The 16,581-nt window shown below is 38.7% G+C and carries 14 protein-coding genes; 10 read left to right on the forward strand and 4 right to left on the reverse strand.

Annotated features, from left to right (window positions below; translation table 11 throughout):
* The first annotated feature begins 7 nt into the window (after positions 1-7).
* The 8 genes from EDD59_RS15535 to EDD59_RS15570 all read left to right on the forward strand — a co-directional run bounded on the left by EDD59_RS15535 (position 8) and on the right by EDD59_RS15570 (position 7,941).
* Positions 8-2,104, forward strand: coding sequence for a glycoside hydrolase family 20 zincin-like fold domain-containing protein (locus tag EDD59_RS15535; protein ID WP_165920965.1), 2,097 nt, complete (start codon positions 8-10; stop codon positions 2,102-2,104).
* Between the two features lie 14 nt (positions 2,105-2,118).
* Positions 2,119-3,639, forward strand: a complete 1,521-nt coding sequence (locus EDD59_RS15540; protein ID WP_165920966.1) for a sugar ABC transporter ATP-binding protein — start codon at positions 2,119-2,121, stop codon at positions 3,637-3,639.
* Entirely contained in the window at positions 3,636-4,601 is a 966-nt protein-coding gene (locus EDD59_RS15545; RefSeq protein ID WP_132383537.1) for an ABC transporter permease, read from the forward strand. Before EDD59_RS15540 ends, EDD59_RS15545 begins: the two co-directional genes overlap by 4 nt.
* Before the next feature lie 2 nt (positions 4,602-4,603).
* Positions 4,604-4,936: an L-rhamnose mutarotase gene (locus tag EDD59_RS15550; protein ID WP_132383539.1), complete on the forward strand. Its 333-nt coding sequence runs from the start codon at positions 4,604-4,606 to the stop codon at positions 4,934-4,936.
* A 21-nt stretch (positions 4,937-4,957) separates the two neighbouring features.
* Positions 4,958-5,320 (forward strand): sensory rhodopsin transducer, encoded by a 363-nt coding sequence (locus tag EDD59_RS15555; protein ID WP_132383541.1) that lies wholly within the window; start codon positions 4,958-4,960, stop codon positions 5,318-5,320.
* A gap of 71 nt (positions 5,321-5,391) precedes the next feature.
* Positions 5,392-6,570, forward strand: coding sequence for a M24 family metallopeptidase (locus tag EDD59_RS15560; protein WP_165920967.1), 1,179 nt, complete (start codon positions 5,392-5,394; stop codon positions 6,568-6,570).
* Between the two features lie 17 nt (positions 6,571-6,587).
* Positions 6,588-7,325 carry a creatininase family protein gene (locus EDD59_RS15565; protein ID WP_132383545.1) on the forward strand — a complete coding sequence of 246 codons (738 nt, stop codon included), beginning with the start codon at positions 6,588-6,590 and terminating at the stop codon, positions 7,323-7,325.
* 22 nt (positions 7,326-7,347) lie between these two features.
* On the forward strand, positions 7,348-7,941 hold the full coding sequence (locus EDD59_RS15570; RefSeq protein WP_132383547.1) for a sugar O-acetyltransferase: 594 nt from the start codon (positions 7,348-7,350) through the stop codon (positions 7,939-7,941).
* A 38-nt stretch (positions 7,942-7,979) separates the two neighbouring features.
* Here the strand turns inward: EDD59_RS15570 and EDD59_RS15575 are convergent, their stop codons facing one another.
* The 4 genes from EDD59_RS15575 to EDD59_RS15590 form a co-directional block, all read right to left on the reverse strand.
* Positions 7,980-8,822 carry a carbohydrate ABC transporter permease gene (locus EDD59_RS15575; protein ID WP_132383549.1) on the reverse strand — a complete coding sequence of 281 codons (843 nt, stop codon included), beginning with the start codon at positions 8,820-8,822 and terminating at the stop codon, positions 7,980-7,982.
* 15 nt (positions 8,823-8,837) lie between these two features.
* The gene (locus EDD59_RS15580; protein ID WP_132383551.1) at positions 8,838-9,752 is read right to left on the reverse strand and encodes a carbohydrate ABC transporter permease; all 915 of its coding nucleotides are present in this window, start codon (positions 9,750-9,752) and stop codon (positions 8,838-8,840) included.
* Positions 9,753-9,827: 75 nt separating this feature from the next.
* Complete coding sequence (locus tag EDD59_RS15585; RefSeq protein WP_132383553.1) at positions 9,828-11,117, reverse strand: ABC transporter substrate-binding protein; 1,290 nt, start codon at positions 11,115-11,117, stop codon at positions 9,828-9,830.
* Positions 11,118-11,220: 103 nt separating this feature from the next.
* Positions 11,221-12,558, reverse strand: a complete 1,338-nt coding sequence (locus EDD59_RS15590) for an FAD-dependent oxidoreductase (RefSeq protein ID WP_132383555.1) — start codon at positions 12,556-12,558, stop codon at positions 11,221-11,223.
* A gap of 287 nt (positions 12,559-12,845) precedes the next feature.
* Between EDD59_RS15590 and EDD59_RS15595 the strand changes: the two genes are divergently transcribed.
* A complete protein-coding gene (locus EDD59_RS15595) occupies positions 12,846-14,567 on the forward strand; it encodes a cache domain-containing sensor histidine kinase (protein WP_132383557.1) in 1,722 nt (573 codons plus the stop codon).
* 20 nt (positions 14,568-14,587) lie between these two features.
* Positions 14,588-16,192 (forward strand): response regulator, encoded by a 1,605-nt coding sequence (locus EDD59_RS15600; protein WP_132383559.1) that lies wholly within the window; start codon positions 14,588-14,590, stop codon positions 16,190-16,192.
* Positions 16,193-16,581: the final 389 nt, after the last annotated feature.

The raw sequence follows: 16,581 nt of genomic DNA on the forward strand, positions 1-16,581 counted from the left end.
GAACGTTATGATTCAATTATTGCCGGAACCTAAGATGGTAACGGAATACGAAGATTGCACAGAAGAGTTTTTAAATATCTACATACAAGATGAAAACGGGTCGGGCACAGATATAAAATTAGTAGAATTAATAAAAGAACGCTTTTGGAATTATAGGGAAATTGGAATTAATAGTGGTAATACAGCAGATACATTAAATATAAGTCTAATCCCGTCTCTGCCTGAAATTCAAGTAGAGAAACAAATGCTTTTTACAGAACAGGGATATGACTTAGATATAAAAAAAAGAAAACTGACTGTCCGGTATGGATCAAGAGTAGGATTAGTTAATGCGATAACCTCTATTAAACAACTGCTGGAAAACAGGCATGGCAGATATAGCCTTCCCTGCTGTCATATTACAGACTATCCCTCTATCCCGGTAAGAGCAATTTCTCAGACATTTGCCTGGTATGCAGGATATGGAAGAGTTGGATTTGACAGTCAGCTTTGGGGCTTTGAAGAATGGAAGCAGTATTTGAACATCTGTCTGGATAATAAAATTAACCAGCTTAATCTGGTTATGTACGGATATTGGCCATTTGAAATGCAAAATTATCCAGAGACTGTGTTCCGGGATATTCCAGTCAGAATTTGGAATGCAGAAAACAGAAGATGGCTGACTGTAAGGTATACTCATCCCAATTTGGAAGAGCCATTTCTTAACAAGTTCATTCAGCTGGCACATAAGTTTGGAGTAAAAATATTTGCGTATGTAGGGTTGAATTCATATAATGGGGCCTTTACGATAAAGCATCCTGAGGCGAGAATGAAGCCGCCCAAAAACAGTAGCTTTATGAATGATTTTGATTCACTGTGTCTAAGTAATCCAGGGAACGTGGAATACATTGTAGAATCTATGCGCCAAATTGCAAAGCTTGGGTTTGACGGATATACGCTGGAAGAAAGTGAAGAAGGATTTTGGTTTTGTGAATGTGAAGAATGCAAAAAAAGATGGCATGCAGGTGCAAAGACTCCGGGAGAAGCAAAACACCGGGCTAACATGTGGCTCTTAAAACGAATCTATGATGAAGTCAGAAAAATCAATGCGGAGGCCGTAATTGGGATTCGGGCATTTAGACAGCCGCCATTGGAAAAAGATGCGGACTTTTTAGAAGAGTGTGTGAAATCCATGCCTGAAGATATTATGCTTTTCTGGGCGCCAGGCCTGTATGTACCAGAAGCAGAGTTTGAGAAATGGTGCAGGATTTTTGGAAAGGATAGAATATGGGCGAGAGATACGGAATCTAATTCGATTACATCAACTATGGGAAGGCTATATCGGACATTCAAGAGTAATGTAATCCGCTATGATGAGGAGCCAAATGAGCAAGTGATTGAGACAGATATTCGTCAGCATAAGGGCAGTGTACAAATGGAGGTCCATGGAATCAATGGATTTATGTTTGAATGGTATGGATTGTTCATGCATTTGTTTGCACATGGAAATTATGGCTGGGGCTCTATGATGGATAATGAAGAGTTTTATCACCGGGCATGTCGACAGAATTTTGGGAATTTGGGAGAAACTGTGTTGTATGTAGTGAAAAATATAGTGACGATACATGAGAGCCAGGTTCCTCTTTATACGACACCCTTCCCCTTTCAGAAAAATAAAATGACAAAAGGAGATATTCCGATGATTCTGGCAGCAAAGCAAAATCATGAAAATATACTTAGTAAAATTAAAATGCTGCAGAAAGAGGCTAGTATCAATCCTCGGATGCATTGTTGGCTGCCACATTTTGATAAGTTGGAGAACGCAGAACGAAGAAATGCTGTGATCTATGATATGGTACTTGCAGCACTGGCCTATGAGGACGAAACAGATCCACGGAAAAAGGAAAGCCTGCTGGATGAAATCTTATACTACAATGAACAAGATTTTAATATTATAAAAGAAATGTTTTTTGACATAAACCCGGTGTGGGAAACCGGGATAGGGAGCTGCATGTATCCTTATCATGAAATAAAACGACTGATACATAATGTTCGCCATCCAGAAACAGAGGATAAAGAAATTATCTGTTCTGGTGTAGAAGCATTTGGATGGCTGTGGTTATAGGAAGGAGTGGAAAGGTGGAAACAGAAGAGAGGGAGCGAACTCCTTTGATAGAGATGAAAAATTGTGTGATGGAATTTCCGGGAGTGAAAGCTTTAGATCATGTTAATTTCACTTTAATGCCGGGAGAATGCCATGCTTTGGTGGGTGAAAATGGCGCTGGAAAATCAACACTTTCCAAATGTATTACGGGTGAAAACCAAATGACCCAAGGAGAACTATTTGTCAAAGGAGAACAGATAAAGATACCTTCTTATAATATTAGAGAGTCTCAAAAGAGAGGGATTGCTATTGTACATCAAGAGTTTACTCTAATGGGCGATATGACCGGGACAGAAAATATTTTCGTGGGCAGATATAAAAAGAAGCATGGGCACATTGACTGGGAGGCATTGGACAAAAGGGCACAGGAACTGATGGATTATATACAGTGCGATGTAAAAATGCATATTCCAGTAAAACATCTTCGCACGGCAGAACGTCAGATTGTGCAGCTTGCAAAAGCGCTGCTAGATAATCCAAAGATTATTATTTTTGATGAATTGACAGCAGTATTACAGGAAAAAGATATTGAAAATATTTTCCGGATTATTTCTATATTACAGGAAAAAGGTATTGGGATTATTTATATTTCACATCGTTTGGACGAGGTGTTTGCCTGCTGTAATTCTTATACTGTACTTTGTGATGGGAAATATATTAATTCTGGCAAAGTTAAAGATATTGATTATGATGGTTTGGTGAAGATGATTATTGGGAGGGAGTTGGAAAATGTATACCCTTCAATTAACAAGGAACTGGGAGATGTCATTTTAGAGGTAAAAAAATTGACATCATCAAAAGCTTTTCATAATATTAACCTCAAAGTTAGGGCGGGAGAGGTTGTGGGAATAGCAGGTTTATTAGGAGCAGGCAAAACAGAACTGGTACAGGCTATTTTTGGAAATTATAAGATTACCGGTGGTGAGATTCTGATAAGAGGAAAGTCTGTTAAAATAAAATCGCCGCAGCATGCTATTAAACTTGGCATGGGACTGGTGCCCGATGAAAGAAGATCACTTGGGCTTGTTATGAAATTCGATATTAAAGATAATACAACTCTACCGTCCATGAAGTTTTATAAAAAGGCTGCTGTTTTTCAGGATCATAAAGCCGAGATGAAAGTAGCATATGAAATAAATGAAAAGATGAATCTGTCCTATCATTCTCTTTGGCAGAATGTAAAGAAATTGTCAGGAGGAAATCAACAAAAAATAGTAATTGCCAAATGGATGCTGCGGGATACAGAAATTTTTCTTTTGGATGAACCCACAAGGGGAATTGATATTGGCGCAAAGTTTGAGATTTATAATCTAATTCACGAATTGACAAAACAAAAGAAGGCAGTGATTCTTGTTTCGCCTGAAATGGAAGAACTGATTGGATTGTGCAACCGTGTTTATATAATGTATGAAGGTTCAATTTTAGATGAAGTAGAAGGAGAGAGGAAGACACAGGAAATCATTGTTAATAATTTGTTAGGAGTGAATGTAAAATGAATGATTATAAAGAAAAATCTCAAAAATATAGTGGTGGTGTGAAAGCATTATTGAGTGACTGGATGATTGTGTTTTTGTTTATATTGCTTTTTGCGCTATGTTGTTTAAACAGTAGTTTTCGTTCGGCTTCAAATATTATGAATGTTTTGCGGCAAGCTTCTTTTGTGGCAATCATTGCTATGGGTGAGTTTTTTGTGATTTTAACCGGAGAAATGGATATGTCTATATCTTCAATCATTGGCATGGTTTCCATCTTTTTTGCAGGGTTGTCTGTAAATAATAATATTCCTATATGGGCAGCGTTTATTATTGTGGTTTTGCTGTCTGCAGTAATTGGAGTTATTAATGGATGTCTTGTAGTATATGGCAAAATGCCTTCCTTTATTGCAACGCTTACCATTATGAATATGCTAAAAGGCATTAACTACATATATTCGGATGGACTTCCTATTTCCGGGCTTCCCGAATCCTTTGGGAAAATGGCATTGGGGAAGGCTGCAGGTATTCCAGTGGCAGTAATATTGATGATTATTGTGGCAGTAATCTTATATTTATTTACTGCACAGACGGAAACCGGGCGTAGCTTTTTTGCAGTAGGCGGCAATAAGGAGGCTGCAAAACTTTCCGGATTGAATGTTAAATTTATTTCTATTCTTGCATTTGTGATGAGTGGTATTCTTTCTGCAATCGGAGCATTAGGACTTACATCAAGGACGCAGTCTGGAAATGTAACGCTTGGCGATCAATTATTGTTTGATGTTATGACAATCTGTGTATTAGGAGGTACCTCTCTGACGGGAGGACGGGGAAGAGTTGCTGGAATTGTAGTAGGAGCGCTGTTCCTTCAAGTGATTACAAATATTATGGTATTGCTGGGAATCAATACATATTGGCAATGGGTTGTTAAAGGTATTATTCTGGTGGTTGTTGTTCTGATAGATTCTTTTTCAAAAAAGGAGTAAGTATGGTGCGGCAACGTTTTGGACAAGTTGGGAAACTAAAAGCAAATAAAGTAGAAGAATATGTTCATTTACACACACAGGTATGGCCGGAAGTTTTAGAAATGATTGAAAACTGTAATATAAAAAATTATTCTATTTTTCGAGCTGGCTTGTATGTATTCTCGTATTATGAATATACTGGAGAAAATTATGAGAAAGATATGAAACAGATGGAAGCTGATTTAGCAACGCGACGTTGGTGGAGGCATACACATCCGTGTTTTGATATCTATGCTATGGGTTGTGACAGTAAATTTTTTCATGATATGGAATCTATATTTTATTTTAGAGGTTGACATAGAAAAGGAGGGAAGTGTATGGATTATGGTAATAAAGTGTGGATATTCCCGGATGCAGAGTTGCCTCCTGAAGGTGTAAATACTATTGCGGGACATGAATCAGTTATTATCACTAATGTAGGCAGGAAAGATGCACATGTAAAAATCACTCTGTTTTATACGGATAAGGAACCATTTTGTGATTTAGAAGTTAAAGTAAATGCACAACGTGTACGATGCCTGCGTACAAATGAAACAATGGACTTTGGAAAACATACGGCAGTTTTTGGGCAGCAATATTCAATTATGTTAGAAAGCGATGTCCCGATTATTGCACAGTATGGCAGGGCAGAACCAAGAACAGTGGCGTTTTATACAACACCGGGCTACGCATGTGAATAGCGGTAGAACAAAAAATTAGAGTATACAAAAAAGGTACAGAAAACAAAATATCAAAAATGGAGGAAAATAGCATGGAAGAAAAAGGTAAGGTTTATATCCCGGATTATGAATATGAAGAAAGAGTGGCAAGAGCAGCTGAGATTTTGAAAAGGGAAGGAATGGATGTTCTGATTGTTAATTCCAATGAAGCAGACTATGCAAACGCAAGATATTTTTCGGGATTTTGGCCATTGTTTGAGCGGTGTGGAGTCGCAATTTCCTCATCAGGAAAAGCGGCTCTGATGGTAGGCCCAGAGAGCCGGCACTTTGCGGCTGACCGTTCCAGGATAGATAAAATTTTTGTATTAAAGGAATATCGGGAAGGGGCAGACCCATCTTACCCAGAATTAAAGGCAGATACATATCAGGATGTATTTAATGCACTTGGTATAAGGGGAAAGAAACTAAAAATAGGGGTGGCAAGTTATCTGGACACATCGGTCATAATTATGGAGGGAATTAAAGATGCATTTCCGGAGGCTGAAATTATACGTGCAGATCACATTATGGTAGAATTGCGCTCTATTAAAACTATTCATGAGCTTAATTGTCTAAAAGAGGGATACAGAATTGCAGAACTTGCAACTCAGCAAGTAATTAAAGAAATCCAGCCAGGCATGACTGAACTACAGATGGTAGGAGTTGCAGAAAGGGTTGTATATGAAAATGGAGCTGAGTATGAAGGACTTCCTATGTATGTATTTTCAGAAGCATCTACCAGACATGCAATTTCCAGATCTTCTTACAGAAGATTTCAAAAGGGTGACATCGTTCAGTTGAATCTGTCGGCTAAGATAGATGGGTACTCAGCTGCAATCGGTTATCCTATTGTACTCGGAAAATTGGAAGGGAAAAGAAGAGAAACAGTAATGTTTGGCTTAGAGGCACATAACTGGACACAAAGACAGGTTAAGGCAGGCATTGCAGCTTCAGAAATCGCAGATAATTTTTATAAATATTATGTAGAGAACGGATATAAAGATAACTTTGTTTATGGACCGTTGCATGGGACAGGAATGATTGAGGTTGAGGCACCGTGGGTCGAAACAAACTCTGACTATAAATTACAGACTAATATGACGTTTCAGATTGATACATTTATCTCTGCTGAAAATTTTGGGGTTCGTTGGGAGAAAGGTATTGCAGTAACACAGGAGGGGTGTGATGTGCTTTCTCCTGAAATTGGAAAATTATATGAACTGGAATTTTAAGTAAAGGAGCGTATGTTATGCAATTGGTGGATATGTTTTTTGATGAGATAGAAGATGCTAAAAAAAGAAAAGTGCCATTTATTATTCCTATTGGGACGATAGAATATCATGCCCATCATGCAAGTTGTGGATGTGATACAATGGTTATTAATGGAGTAATGCGTGAATTGGAAAAGACAAAAGAAATTGTTGTGTGTCCGCCCATTTGGTATGGAGTAGCCAGTTATGCAGTGGGAGGGCCTGAGACGGGAACAATACAAGTAGATGTAGATGTATATGAGCAGTATATTTACTGTATTTTAAGGTCTATGCTGTATGGAGGCAATAAAAATATATACTGTGTTGCACATCATCAAACTGAGGAAGCTGGATTAATGCCGATGACTATTGCATGTCATAAAGCAGCAAAAAAACTGATTATGGAATATATGGAGGACACCAGAGGCCGGGGCTGGTGGGGAAGTAATGAGTATTCTAATTATTATAAGAATTTGGGGTCGGGAGATGATCCATTCTCTTACATAAAGGTAATTCCATTAATCAGCGCAAATGCTCAGCATGAATGCGGAGGCTTTGATCATGCAGGAAAATTTGAAACTAGTCTTTTATATGCATTATATCCGAACCATGTTGATTTAGTGCGGACAAAAGACAATACAGAGTGGTTTGCAGAAAGCGCAAAAGAGGCAAGCATGGAATTAGGCCAGCATATGGTGCGGTGCACATTGGAAGCATTACAAGAAACTATCATATAAAAAGCCAGGAAGGACAGTATTTATGACTGAAGAAGAAAAAGCACTTGCAGGTATGCTGTATTATGCTAAAGAAGAACGCCTTCAGAAAGAACGAGAAAGGAGCCAGGAGTTAAGTTTTGAATACAATCAGCTTCGGCCTTCACAGGCAGAGGAACGGGAAGCAATTATACGGCGTGAAATGAAAAGAACCGGAAAACATTTCCGAATAGAAGAACCGTTTCACTGTGATTTTTGGGGAAGAGTTTCATTGGGAGAAAATTTCTTTGCAAATTATAATCTTACAATTCTTGCAGGTAATGAAGTAATCTTTGGAGATCAAGTACTGATAGGCCCAAACTGTGGAATTTATGCAGCAGGACATGCCTTTGATATCAAAAAAAGGGATGCCGGACTGGAATATGCATTGCCGATACATATAGGGAATCATGTTTGGATAGGTGGACATGTCTCTATAGTATCGGGCGTGACAATTGGTGCTGGAAGTATTATTGCTGCTGAAAGTGTGGTTGTGAGTGATATTCCAAGCAATGTTCTTGCAGGAGGTAACCCTTGTAAAGTAATCAGGAAGATTCGGGAGGAAGACGACAAAAAATTTGCAAGCCTGCCTAATTTTTAAAAGCAATTTTGGCGCGGGTTAAGGCACCTCTCAGGTGCCTATCCTTTCACAGCCCCCGCTGTTACCCCTGCCACCATATATTTTTCAAGGAATATGAACACCAATGCAATTGGAATAATGGAGATAGCCGCCGCAGCCATTACCTCACCCCAGATGATGGTATATTCCCCCATCAAAGAGGATATCCCTACTGTGACCGTCCATTTATCCGGCCGGGTAATAAAGGTACGCGCAAACAGGAATTCGCTCCATCCTAAAATAGCGGAGTATGTTGAAGTTGCTGCAATCCCCGGAGTAGCCAACGGGATGACAATCTTCCTGACTGCCTGAAGTCTGCTGCAGCCATCTATCCTGGCAGCTTCCTCCAGCGTATTTGGGATACTGTCAAAATAGCCCTTCATCATCCACGTAGAAAATGGAATGATAAATGTAATATTACTGATAATGAGTGACGCGTAATTATTAATCAATTTCATATGTGTAAACATCATGTACAGCGGTACAACAAGAAGGGTTTCCGGGAGCATCCTTACAACCAGCAGGAAGAATCCAAGAAAATTTGTAGATTTATATTTGTATCTTGACATACTGTATGCGGCCATCGTGGATACGGTGATCGCTATAATTGTACTAAAAGCGGTTACAAAGATAGAATTTCCAAACCATGTTAATATAGGTTGGGAATCAAGAATCTTCATAAAGTTACTTGATGTTATGTTTTTTGGTTTTGGCAGTATACTTATGTTTTCCAGCAAAGCACTTCTCGTAGTCAGCGATGTTACGATCATCCAATACAGGGGGAATGCAAGAATTACGACTGACAGAATGATGAGTGCATACATGCCTGCACGTTTAAATTTCCTTCGATTAAGTGTATTCATACATTTTCTCCTCTTCTAATAAAATTGTTTCTTAAGAGATGGCATTGCCAGAACTACAAAGATGGAGCATACCAACAGACTTATCATTCCTATCGTAGATGCATATCCCATGTTGTAATATTTAAATGCCTGATTATATAAGAGAAGCGGCAATGTCTCCGTGGCTTGGTTTGGGCCGCCTCCTGTGATGGTATATATCAAGTCATAATTGCGGAAAATCCAAAGACCGTTCAGAAGCAGGGATGTTACAATGACGGATTGAAGTGCTGGCAGCGTAATATTAGTGAATCTCTGCCATGCATTTGCCCCATCAATGCTTGCCACTTCATAATAATCCTCGGAAATTCCTTTTAGGCCGGCAAGTAAAGTCAGGGTAAAGAAAGGATAGCTTTTCCAAATAGTTGCTATAATGACAGTTACCATGGCGGTATTTCCTGCAGAAAGCCACTTGACATTCTGGTCAATAATATGTAAGGATTTTAAAATCGTATTGATAATCCCATAATTTCCATCAAACAGCCATATAAACAGGAGACCTACGATAACTCCGGGTATTGGCCACGCAAGTAATATCAGCGTCCTTACAAGTTTCTGACAGTGAAATTTTTTGTTTAAAAGGAGTGCAAGCACAAGCCCAATTAGGAAGGAAATAGACAGTGCAGAAAAGGTAAATATGAGCGATCTGCCCAATGCCCTCCAGAAATCTGCGTTGGAAAATAATTTTGTGTAATTGGCGATAGTAAATCCAGCCGTATCGTCGGTTAGGCTCCCGATAAATTTCACGTCCTGAAAGCTCAGCTTGATCGTGGTAAATAATGGATATATGATTAATAGCAGAGAAAATGCTGCAGCGGGCAGGGCGAATGCAACTGCCATTCGGTGGTTCTTTTTCTCGCTTGTTGTTCTTATAACTTTTATTTTTGCAGTCAAAAGGGTACCTCCATTTACAAACAGGAAATTTATAAGTGGGCTGCCTGTGTGAGCAGCCCGATTTTTTGATCCTTATTATTTCCCCAATTCATTTGTTATCTTTGTTTTCATATCATCCAGAGTGGTCGCAACATCTGCATATGGATCAGTTACCATTGTCATGACACCATCAATGATATACTGTGTGAATTCACCATAATCTTTTTCATAGCCAGAAGGAAGAATTTCCTGTGCTTTTTCCGCATCTTTCACAAACTGTCCAAGGAATGGATTTTCCTCCAGAACCTCATCGTCGATAGCAGTTTTGCTTGGAGAGGGAGAGCCTACCTTTTCCATATATAATTTCTGAAAGTCATTTTCCGTTACCATTTGAATAAATTCCCAAACAAGCTCTTTTTCCTTATCACTGATTGTTGCAGGAATATGCAGACTGTTGCTCATTGAACCTGGGACACTTTCAAATGGGATTGTCGTTACGAGAAGGTTTTCTTTTACTTCTTCTGCTGCATCGTTAATCAGTGAGGCTACCCATGGACCATCGAAGATCATAGCCATCTTACCTTCTACAAAATATTGACGTTTCTGCTCCACAGAAAGTCCTGTTGGAGTGTAGTTGTTCACGAATAAAGACTGATATAATTTTAGTGCTTCCTTTGTCGTATCAGAAGTCATCGGTGTCAGATTCCCATTTTCAGACCATTTTCCGCCAAGACCGACTACAAAAGAAGTGGCTTCATTGTAAAAGTTTGTATCTGTGACTTGGCATGCACCAAATCCATAAATCTCTGGGTCCCCATCACCATTTTCGTCTTTTGTCAAAGTTTTCGCTGCTTCCATAAAAGAATTAACATCTGTTGGGACATCAATCCCGGCTTCATCGAACATTGCTTTGTTGTAATACATAGAGTATCCATTCCCTAAAAGAAGAACTCCGTAATATTTTCCATCTACCTGCAAACCATCCTGCAGATTGCTCCAGTTTTCAATAATGTCTGTTTGTTTGAGCCGGTCATTGAGCGGTTCAAACCATCCCATGTCTGAAAACTGTGCAAAGTACCTGGATGGAATATGTGTAATCTGTGGGGGCGTGTCTGCTGCATACAATGTTGTCAAGGTGTCTACATAACTGTCGAATGGAACTTGATATAAATTAATTTTTACATTCTCGTTTCTTTTTTCAAATTCGGCTACCGCTTCCTCCCAAAATTCTTGGAAGCCGGGTTCGGTTGCCTGCCAACTAGGAAATTCCAATACAATTTCGCCTGAGGAAGAATCATTTTTCTTCTCTTTTTTAGTTGATCCGCATGCTGCCAGGCCAAAGACTAATGTTGCACATAAGATTAGACTTAAAGATTTCTTTTTCATAAACTCTTTTTCCTTTCCTGTTTTCTGTATTCTGTATTCATTTCTTTACTTACTGAAAAATTGTGTTATATACAGTATGATACAATATATTTATTCCGTTTAATTATATAAGCGCTCCGCTTTTCTTGAGGATATTCTGTATTTCTTCTACATTTAACTTCCTTGGAGCTATTTTTTTATTTGCTGATAGTGCTGCTGCAATGCCTGCTGCCTGCCCCAGCGCCATACAGGAGGGCATGATTCTTGTGGATGCCAAGGCTTCTGATGTTGTAGAGATACACCTCCCTGCAACCAGCAGATTATCAATCCTTACAGGTACAATGCAGCGATATGGAATATCATAGCTTTGGTCTTGGCTCTGTATCCGGGAAATGCCCCAACCCTGTCCCTTTGGATCATGGATGTCAATGCAGTAGCCGTTTCTTGCAATACGGTCCTCAAATTTCCGACCTTCAATAACATCCTTGCCGGTCAGTACATATTCGCCGTCAATTCTTCTTGTTTCTCTAACGCCAATCCCATTGGGGATACTAGTAATATGTGCTTTTTCCAATCCAGGGACATATTTGTTCAAGAAATAAATTACTTTTTTGAGCTGTGCTCTTCCTTCAATCTCAGCTTCGGAAAGCTCGTAGGCATCTGCACCATTTTTTTCACTGACTCTGACTGTATTTACATAAGTTAGTTCATTTTGCCGCATAGTCCCTGCCCAGATGTTGTGATCTGGATGTGGGAATATCTCGTCTTTTTTTACGATATCATTCCATTTGGACAATTTTCCACTGATATGGAGATTGTATTCGTGATCTCCGCCAACCGGACACGCCACAACAGGATTCTCTGAAAATAATGCCGTAGTACGCTCCACATCTACATCACCTAGTTTGAAAAGGAGACTCATTGCCTGACATAGGCCGTCTCTTTCTCTTCCTTGATGGTACCGGGCACCGGAGAATTTTGCTAAATCTCCATCACCTGTTGTATCGATAAAACAATCTGCCTGAAATTTTGTGAGCCCATTTTTATTAGCAACGGTTATGCTGCTAAGAGTGTCATTTTCTACCTTTGCCCCGCATACAAAGGAGTGGTAAAGAATATCACATCCACTTTCTAAAAGCATCTCTTCCGCAATGATTTTGAGCCATTCTGGGTCAATCATGGTAACAGAATTCAGATGGCCTCCGGAGGTGCGAATATGCTTCAGCGCTGCTTTTTCCCGAAATAGTTGTTTCATCAATTCTTCTGCGATTCCCGCCACGATCTGTCTGCCATCTCTATTAAAAAAGTCAATAAATGGAAGGCCCGATGCTGCAGTCCCGCCTACATAGGAGTTCTTTTCAATTAACAGTACCTTAGCTTTTGCTCTTGAGGAGGAAAGTGCAGCTGCTATTCCTGCTGTACCGCCGCCGGCTACAATCACATCATATTTTTGTTGGTACATTTTACAACCTCTTTTCTTTCATTTTTTCAATTCAAATTTACTATCCGGATAATTTTTTCTTCACAGTCTACATCGGTAAAGGCTGTTCTAAAAAGGTATATCTGAATATTAATTCAATTTCAGTACGATTGAAATAAGGTAAACTTTCTATTTTGTTTGTTTTTTTTCGAAAACCGTCAAACGCTTTCCTTTCCCTTATTGAAAGGGTATAATTCAAATATAGCAAAAACTCTTTCTATCATAAAAGGGGGACTTATCTGCGGCATAAATTCAGGAGAAGATGACATATGAAACAGCAATACAGTCAAAAAACGTTTGAAAAGATATTATTTCACAATTACATGTACTTAATTATTACTGTAGTTCTGCTGGTCAGCACATCTAGTGCTATTATTGATGCTGCAAATACGTTATCTAATGAAAAGCAGAACATGTATGAATCTCTAAAACAGGCGCAGATTAACATTAATAATCACACAAAGATGATAGAAGATTACCTGACACTTACTCAGGCCGATTCTGAATTACAAAATGAAATTAAGGAATTGAATATACATCCCAGCATGACATTGCTTACAAAGAGTAATGAAACGTTATTTTCGGTGGATTTATTCAAAAAGAATTTGGATTCCGTGCAGATTTTTGCCTATAACCTACATGACTTTCTTCCCCCATTTTCCGCTTCTGCGCAATATAGTAATGCACTGTTTTCTGCAGACAGCGTTGTTTTTGAGACTTGGTTTCAGCACACCTTGGATGCCGGAGGAGAAACGTACTGGTTCGTGGACAAAGACACCTTTAAAAAGCCAACACTTTGTGCAGCCCGCATTTTTTATGATGTCAATAATGTTTCACGACAATTGGGGGTAATCAAAGCGAATGTAACAATAGAAAAGCTTATCCGCCCTCTTGGCTCCATATCTTTTGGAGAAAAGGGGTACGCGTTGATTGAAGCTGATGGGCAGCTTCTTCATCCATATAAAGAAATACCGAAGATAATTGAGGATAGCCTGCCTGATCACGAGGATAGAATTACCGTTACTCACATCTTGGTGGAATTTCCCGTTATCACTGAAGGCTGGAATGTAATTGGTATCGTCAGCAATTGGGGACTTTATCGGAGCACCTTACAGGACCTTCTTCTGATTCTACTGGTTTTCACATTTTCCATTTTACTGGCCGCTATGCTTTCCAGAAAGAACAGTCGGAAGATATCTTTGCCAGTGCATCGGCTTTGTCTCCAGATGCAAAAAATGGAGCCTGCGGAAGACTTGGTAGTTCAAAATTGTATTGAAATTAATCTTCTTTATAATACATATAATGGAATGCTGGTAAAAAATGAAGAATTGATTAAGTCGCGAGAAGAGACCTTACTGAAATTCAAACAGGCGGAAATAGCTGCATTGCAGTCGCAGATGAATCCCCATTTTATTTACAACACATTAGAATCTATCAGCGCTCTGATTGCCCTAGAAAAAAACGAGCACGCTGTTATGATGATCAGTGGGCTTGACAAATTCCTCCGCAGTAGTCTGAATAATGGAAATAACTTTATTACACTTGAAAAAGAAATTGAACAGGTCAGTTCCTATATCCAAATCCAGAAGTTGCGATACTCTGACAGAGTTGAAATGTACTTGGATATTCCTTCTCCGTTGCCTGACTATAAAATTATTAAGTTGATCTTGCAGCCCCTTGTTGAAAATAGCATCATGCATGGTTTTAAGGATTTGAATGCTACCGGACGGATTACGATTACAGTCAAAGAGACAGGGCAATGCCTATATCTTTTGGTTGCGGACAACGGATGGGGAAGTGATATAGAAATGCTGAATTATCTGGTGCGGTGCGGAACGCTCTATAAAGAAGATAACGTAAACTTTTACTGTATCCAAAATGTCTATCTGCGGCTGCAGAATTGTTACGGAGATCATGCGGATCTTACTTATGAAGAAAATGCTGACGGAGGGGTTACAGCAGTTATACGCATAGATAAAGAAGTGCTATAAAAGACTGAGGAGGACGCATTATGTTAAATATTGTTTTAGTAGACGATGAACAGCTGATTATCTATCATCTAATTAAAATTATATCATCCTTTGATATTCCACATAAAATTGTTGGGACTGCAAACAACAATCAACAGGCATTGACTATCATACGGGAAACGCATCCGAACTTAGTTATTACTGACATACGTATGGGAGGCTCCAATGGGCTTGATTTATGTGATATGCTTACGATTACCATGCCGCATACCAAGATAATCATACTTTCAGGATTTGATGATTTTGAATATGCGCAGAAAGCGTTGCGCTGCAATGTATTCAATTACCTATTAAAGCCTATTAACGAGAAGGAGTTATATGCCCAGCTCGTCCAGGTGAATATTCTGTTGGAGCAGGAAAAGGAAACGGAAGCGAAGAATTTTATGTTAAAGGAACAGCTCCGAGAGTGCCTGCCCCTGATGCAGGAATGGTTTTTTAAAATCATACGTGAAAATCTAGATAACCCGGAGATTATAGATTCAACATTCTGTTTGTTTAACATCGACATTTTGAACAGATCATATCAGGTTCTTTTTATTGATTTCTTACAGGATAATAATGCTCAGGAAATTGAGAAGGAATTTATAAATGTATCCAGATTAGCTCAAACTATTACACTTTTTATCGAGGATGATCTTAAGAAAATCTATTTTTATGATACCAGCTCCATTACTATCATCCTGTCTTCGGACAGCAGTGATATGGTAGAAGTACAGAAGAGAAATTATCATCTTGCAGATCGTATCCGGCAGTATTTGGATTTCAATTACCAGCATCCATTCTCTATAGGATTATCCACAATTGTGCAAAACATTGCTCAGCTGCGGCAGTCTGTAAAGGATGCTATTGCTGCCAGTAAGTATTCTTTTTATATTGGCTTCAACGAAATTATCTGCACCACAGATGTGGGATTGCGTAATGTTGGGGAAATTGTTCCCAATTTTAAGTATATTCAGGAAGACTTGCTGAAGTATATTAGACTCTGTGATTCACAGCATGCAGAACAGTTTTTAAACATATTTTATCTGAATGTCTTGCAGCTTCACGGTGATAGGATTTTGGCAACAAATAAGTTCCTGGAGCTGTATTACTACCTTTCCAATTCTTTGAGTCAGGAATTTAACTTTGATAAAACCCCCTCACAGAAGATTGTAATACAACTAGAGAACTGCACAAATCTTGAAAAAATAAAAGGAATCCTAAGCGATTATGTCAACCATTCTATTCAAAATATTGAGCAACTCAGAACCAATAAGAGCAGGAAATTGATCGATAAGGCGAAAATCTACATACAGACAAATTATGCTGATGATATCTCCCTGGAATCTATTGCTTATGAAATTGGGCTTTCTGCCTGCTATCTGAGCACTCTGTTTAAAAATATGGAGAAGACATCTATTAAGGAATATATCACTGATGTGCGGATAGAAGCCTCCAAAAAGTATCTTCATGATATTAACCTGAAAATTTACGAGGTGGCTGCCAATGTAGGGTATACAGACTCCCGCTACTTCAGCCAGCTATTCAGAAAAAAGGTTGGATATACGCCAGGACAGTATCGGGAATTTATAAAGTCAGAGACATAATCTTTACAGATGCGAAAAGTCACTGATTCTTTTTATTTTTGGTGCCCGGCATTAATTCAGATTATAGGATGTTATGTATTTGATGTATAATTAGCTATAGGGAATCTCCTTCTTTTTTATTTAGTAACATTTTTGTTTGACAGCTTAATTTTACATCAAAAAAGGATCAGAGTTCTTATATTTTGGCATTTTTTGAAAGTTGTTTATAAAGATATGGCTTAATTTGGGTTTGTGTGGATAAAACTGCGTAAACTCAAGAAATGTCATACAAAATTTTTTAAAGCAGCAAATGTCCTTGAGTTTCCGCAAAATGTAATTTCAAAAGATATAACTTCTCCTAAAGTACCAATCTGCCCTATTTTTGAAAAAAATGAAAGGACAGTATTGTG

This window comes from Muricomes intestini (assembly GCF_004346165.1).
GTDB classification, from domain to species: Bacteria; Bacillota; Clostridia; order Lachnospirales; family Lachnospiraceae; genus Muricomes; species Muricomes intestini.

What these genes read in the sequence shown, in the direction of transcription:
- EDD59_RS15535 (WP_165920965.1), top strand. Translation starts at nt 8, where the DNA reads ATGATTCAATTATTGCCGGAACCTAAGATGGTAACGGAATACGAAGAT.
- EDD59_RS15545 (WP_132383537.1), top strand. Translation starts at nt 3,636, where the DNA reads ATGAATGATTATAAAGAAAAATCTCAAAAATATAGTGGTGGTGTGAAA.
- EDD59_RS15550 (WP_132383539.1), top strand. Translation starts at nt 4,604, where the DNA reads ATGGTGCGGCAACGTTTTGGACAAGTTGGGAAACTAAAAGCAAATAAA.
- EDD59_RS15555 (WP_132383541.1), top strand. Translation starts at nt 4,958, where the DNA reads ATGGATTATGGTAATAAAGTGTGGATATTCCCGGATGCAGAGTTGCCT.
- EDD59_RS15560 (WP_165920967.1), top strand. Translation starts at nt 5,392, where the DNA reads ATGGAAGAAAAAGGTAAGGTTTATATCCCGGATTATGAATATGAAGAA.
- EDD59_RS15565 (WP_132383545.1), top strand. Translation starts at nt 6,588, where the DNA reads ATGCAATTGGTGGATATGTTTTTTGATGAGATAGAAGATGCTAAAAAA.
- EDD59_RS15570 (WP_132383547.1), top strand. Translation starts at nt 7,348, where the DNA reads ATGACTGAAGAAGAAAAAGCACTTGCAGGTATGCTGTATTATGCTAAA.
- EDD59_RS15575 (WP_132383549.1), bottom strand. Translation starts at nt 8,822, where the DNA reads ATGAATACACTTAATCGAAGGAAATTTAAACGTGCAGGCATGTATGCA.
- EDD59_RS15585 (WP_132383553.1), bottom strand. Translation starts at nt 11,117, where the DNA reads ATGAAAAAGAAATCTTTAAGTCTAATCTTATGTGCAACATTAGTCTTT.
- EDD59_RS15590 (WP_132383555.1), bottom strand. Translation starts at nt 12,558, where the DNA reads ATGTACCAACAAAAATATGATGTGATTGTAGCCGGCGGCGGTACAGCA.
- EDD59_RS15595 (WP_132383557.1), top strand. Translation starts at nt 12,846, where the DNA reads ATGAAACAGCAATACAGTCAAAAAACGTTTGAAAAGATATTATTTCAC.
- EDD59_RS15600 (WP_132383559.1), top strand. Translation starts at nt 14,588, where the DNA reads ATGTTAAATATTGTTTTAGTAGACGATGAACAGCTGATTATCTATCAT.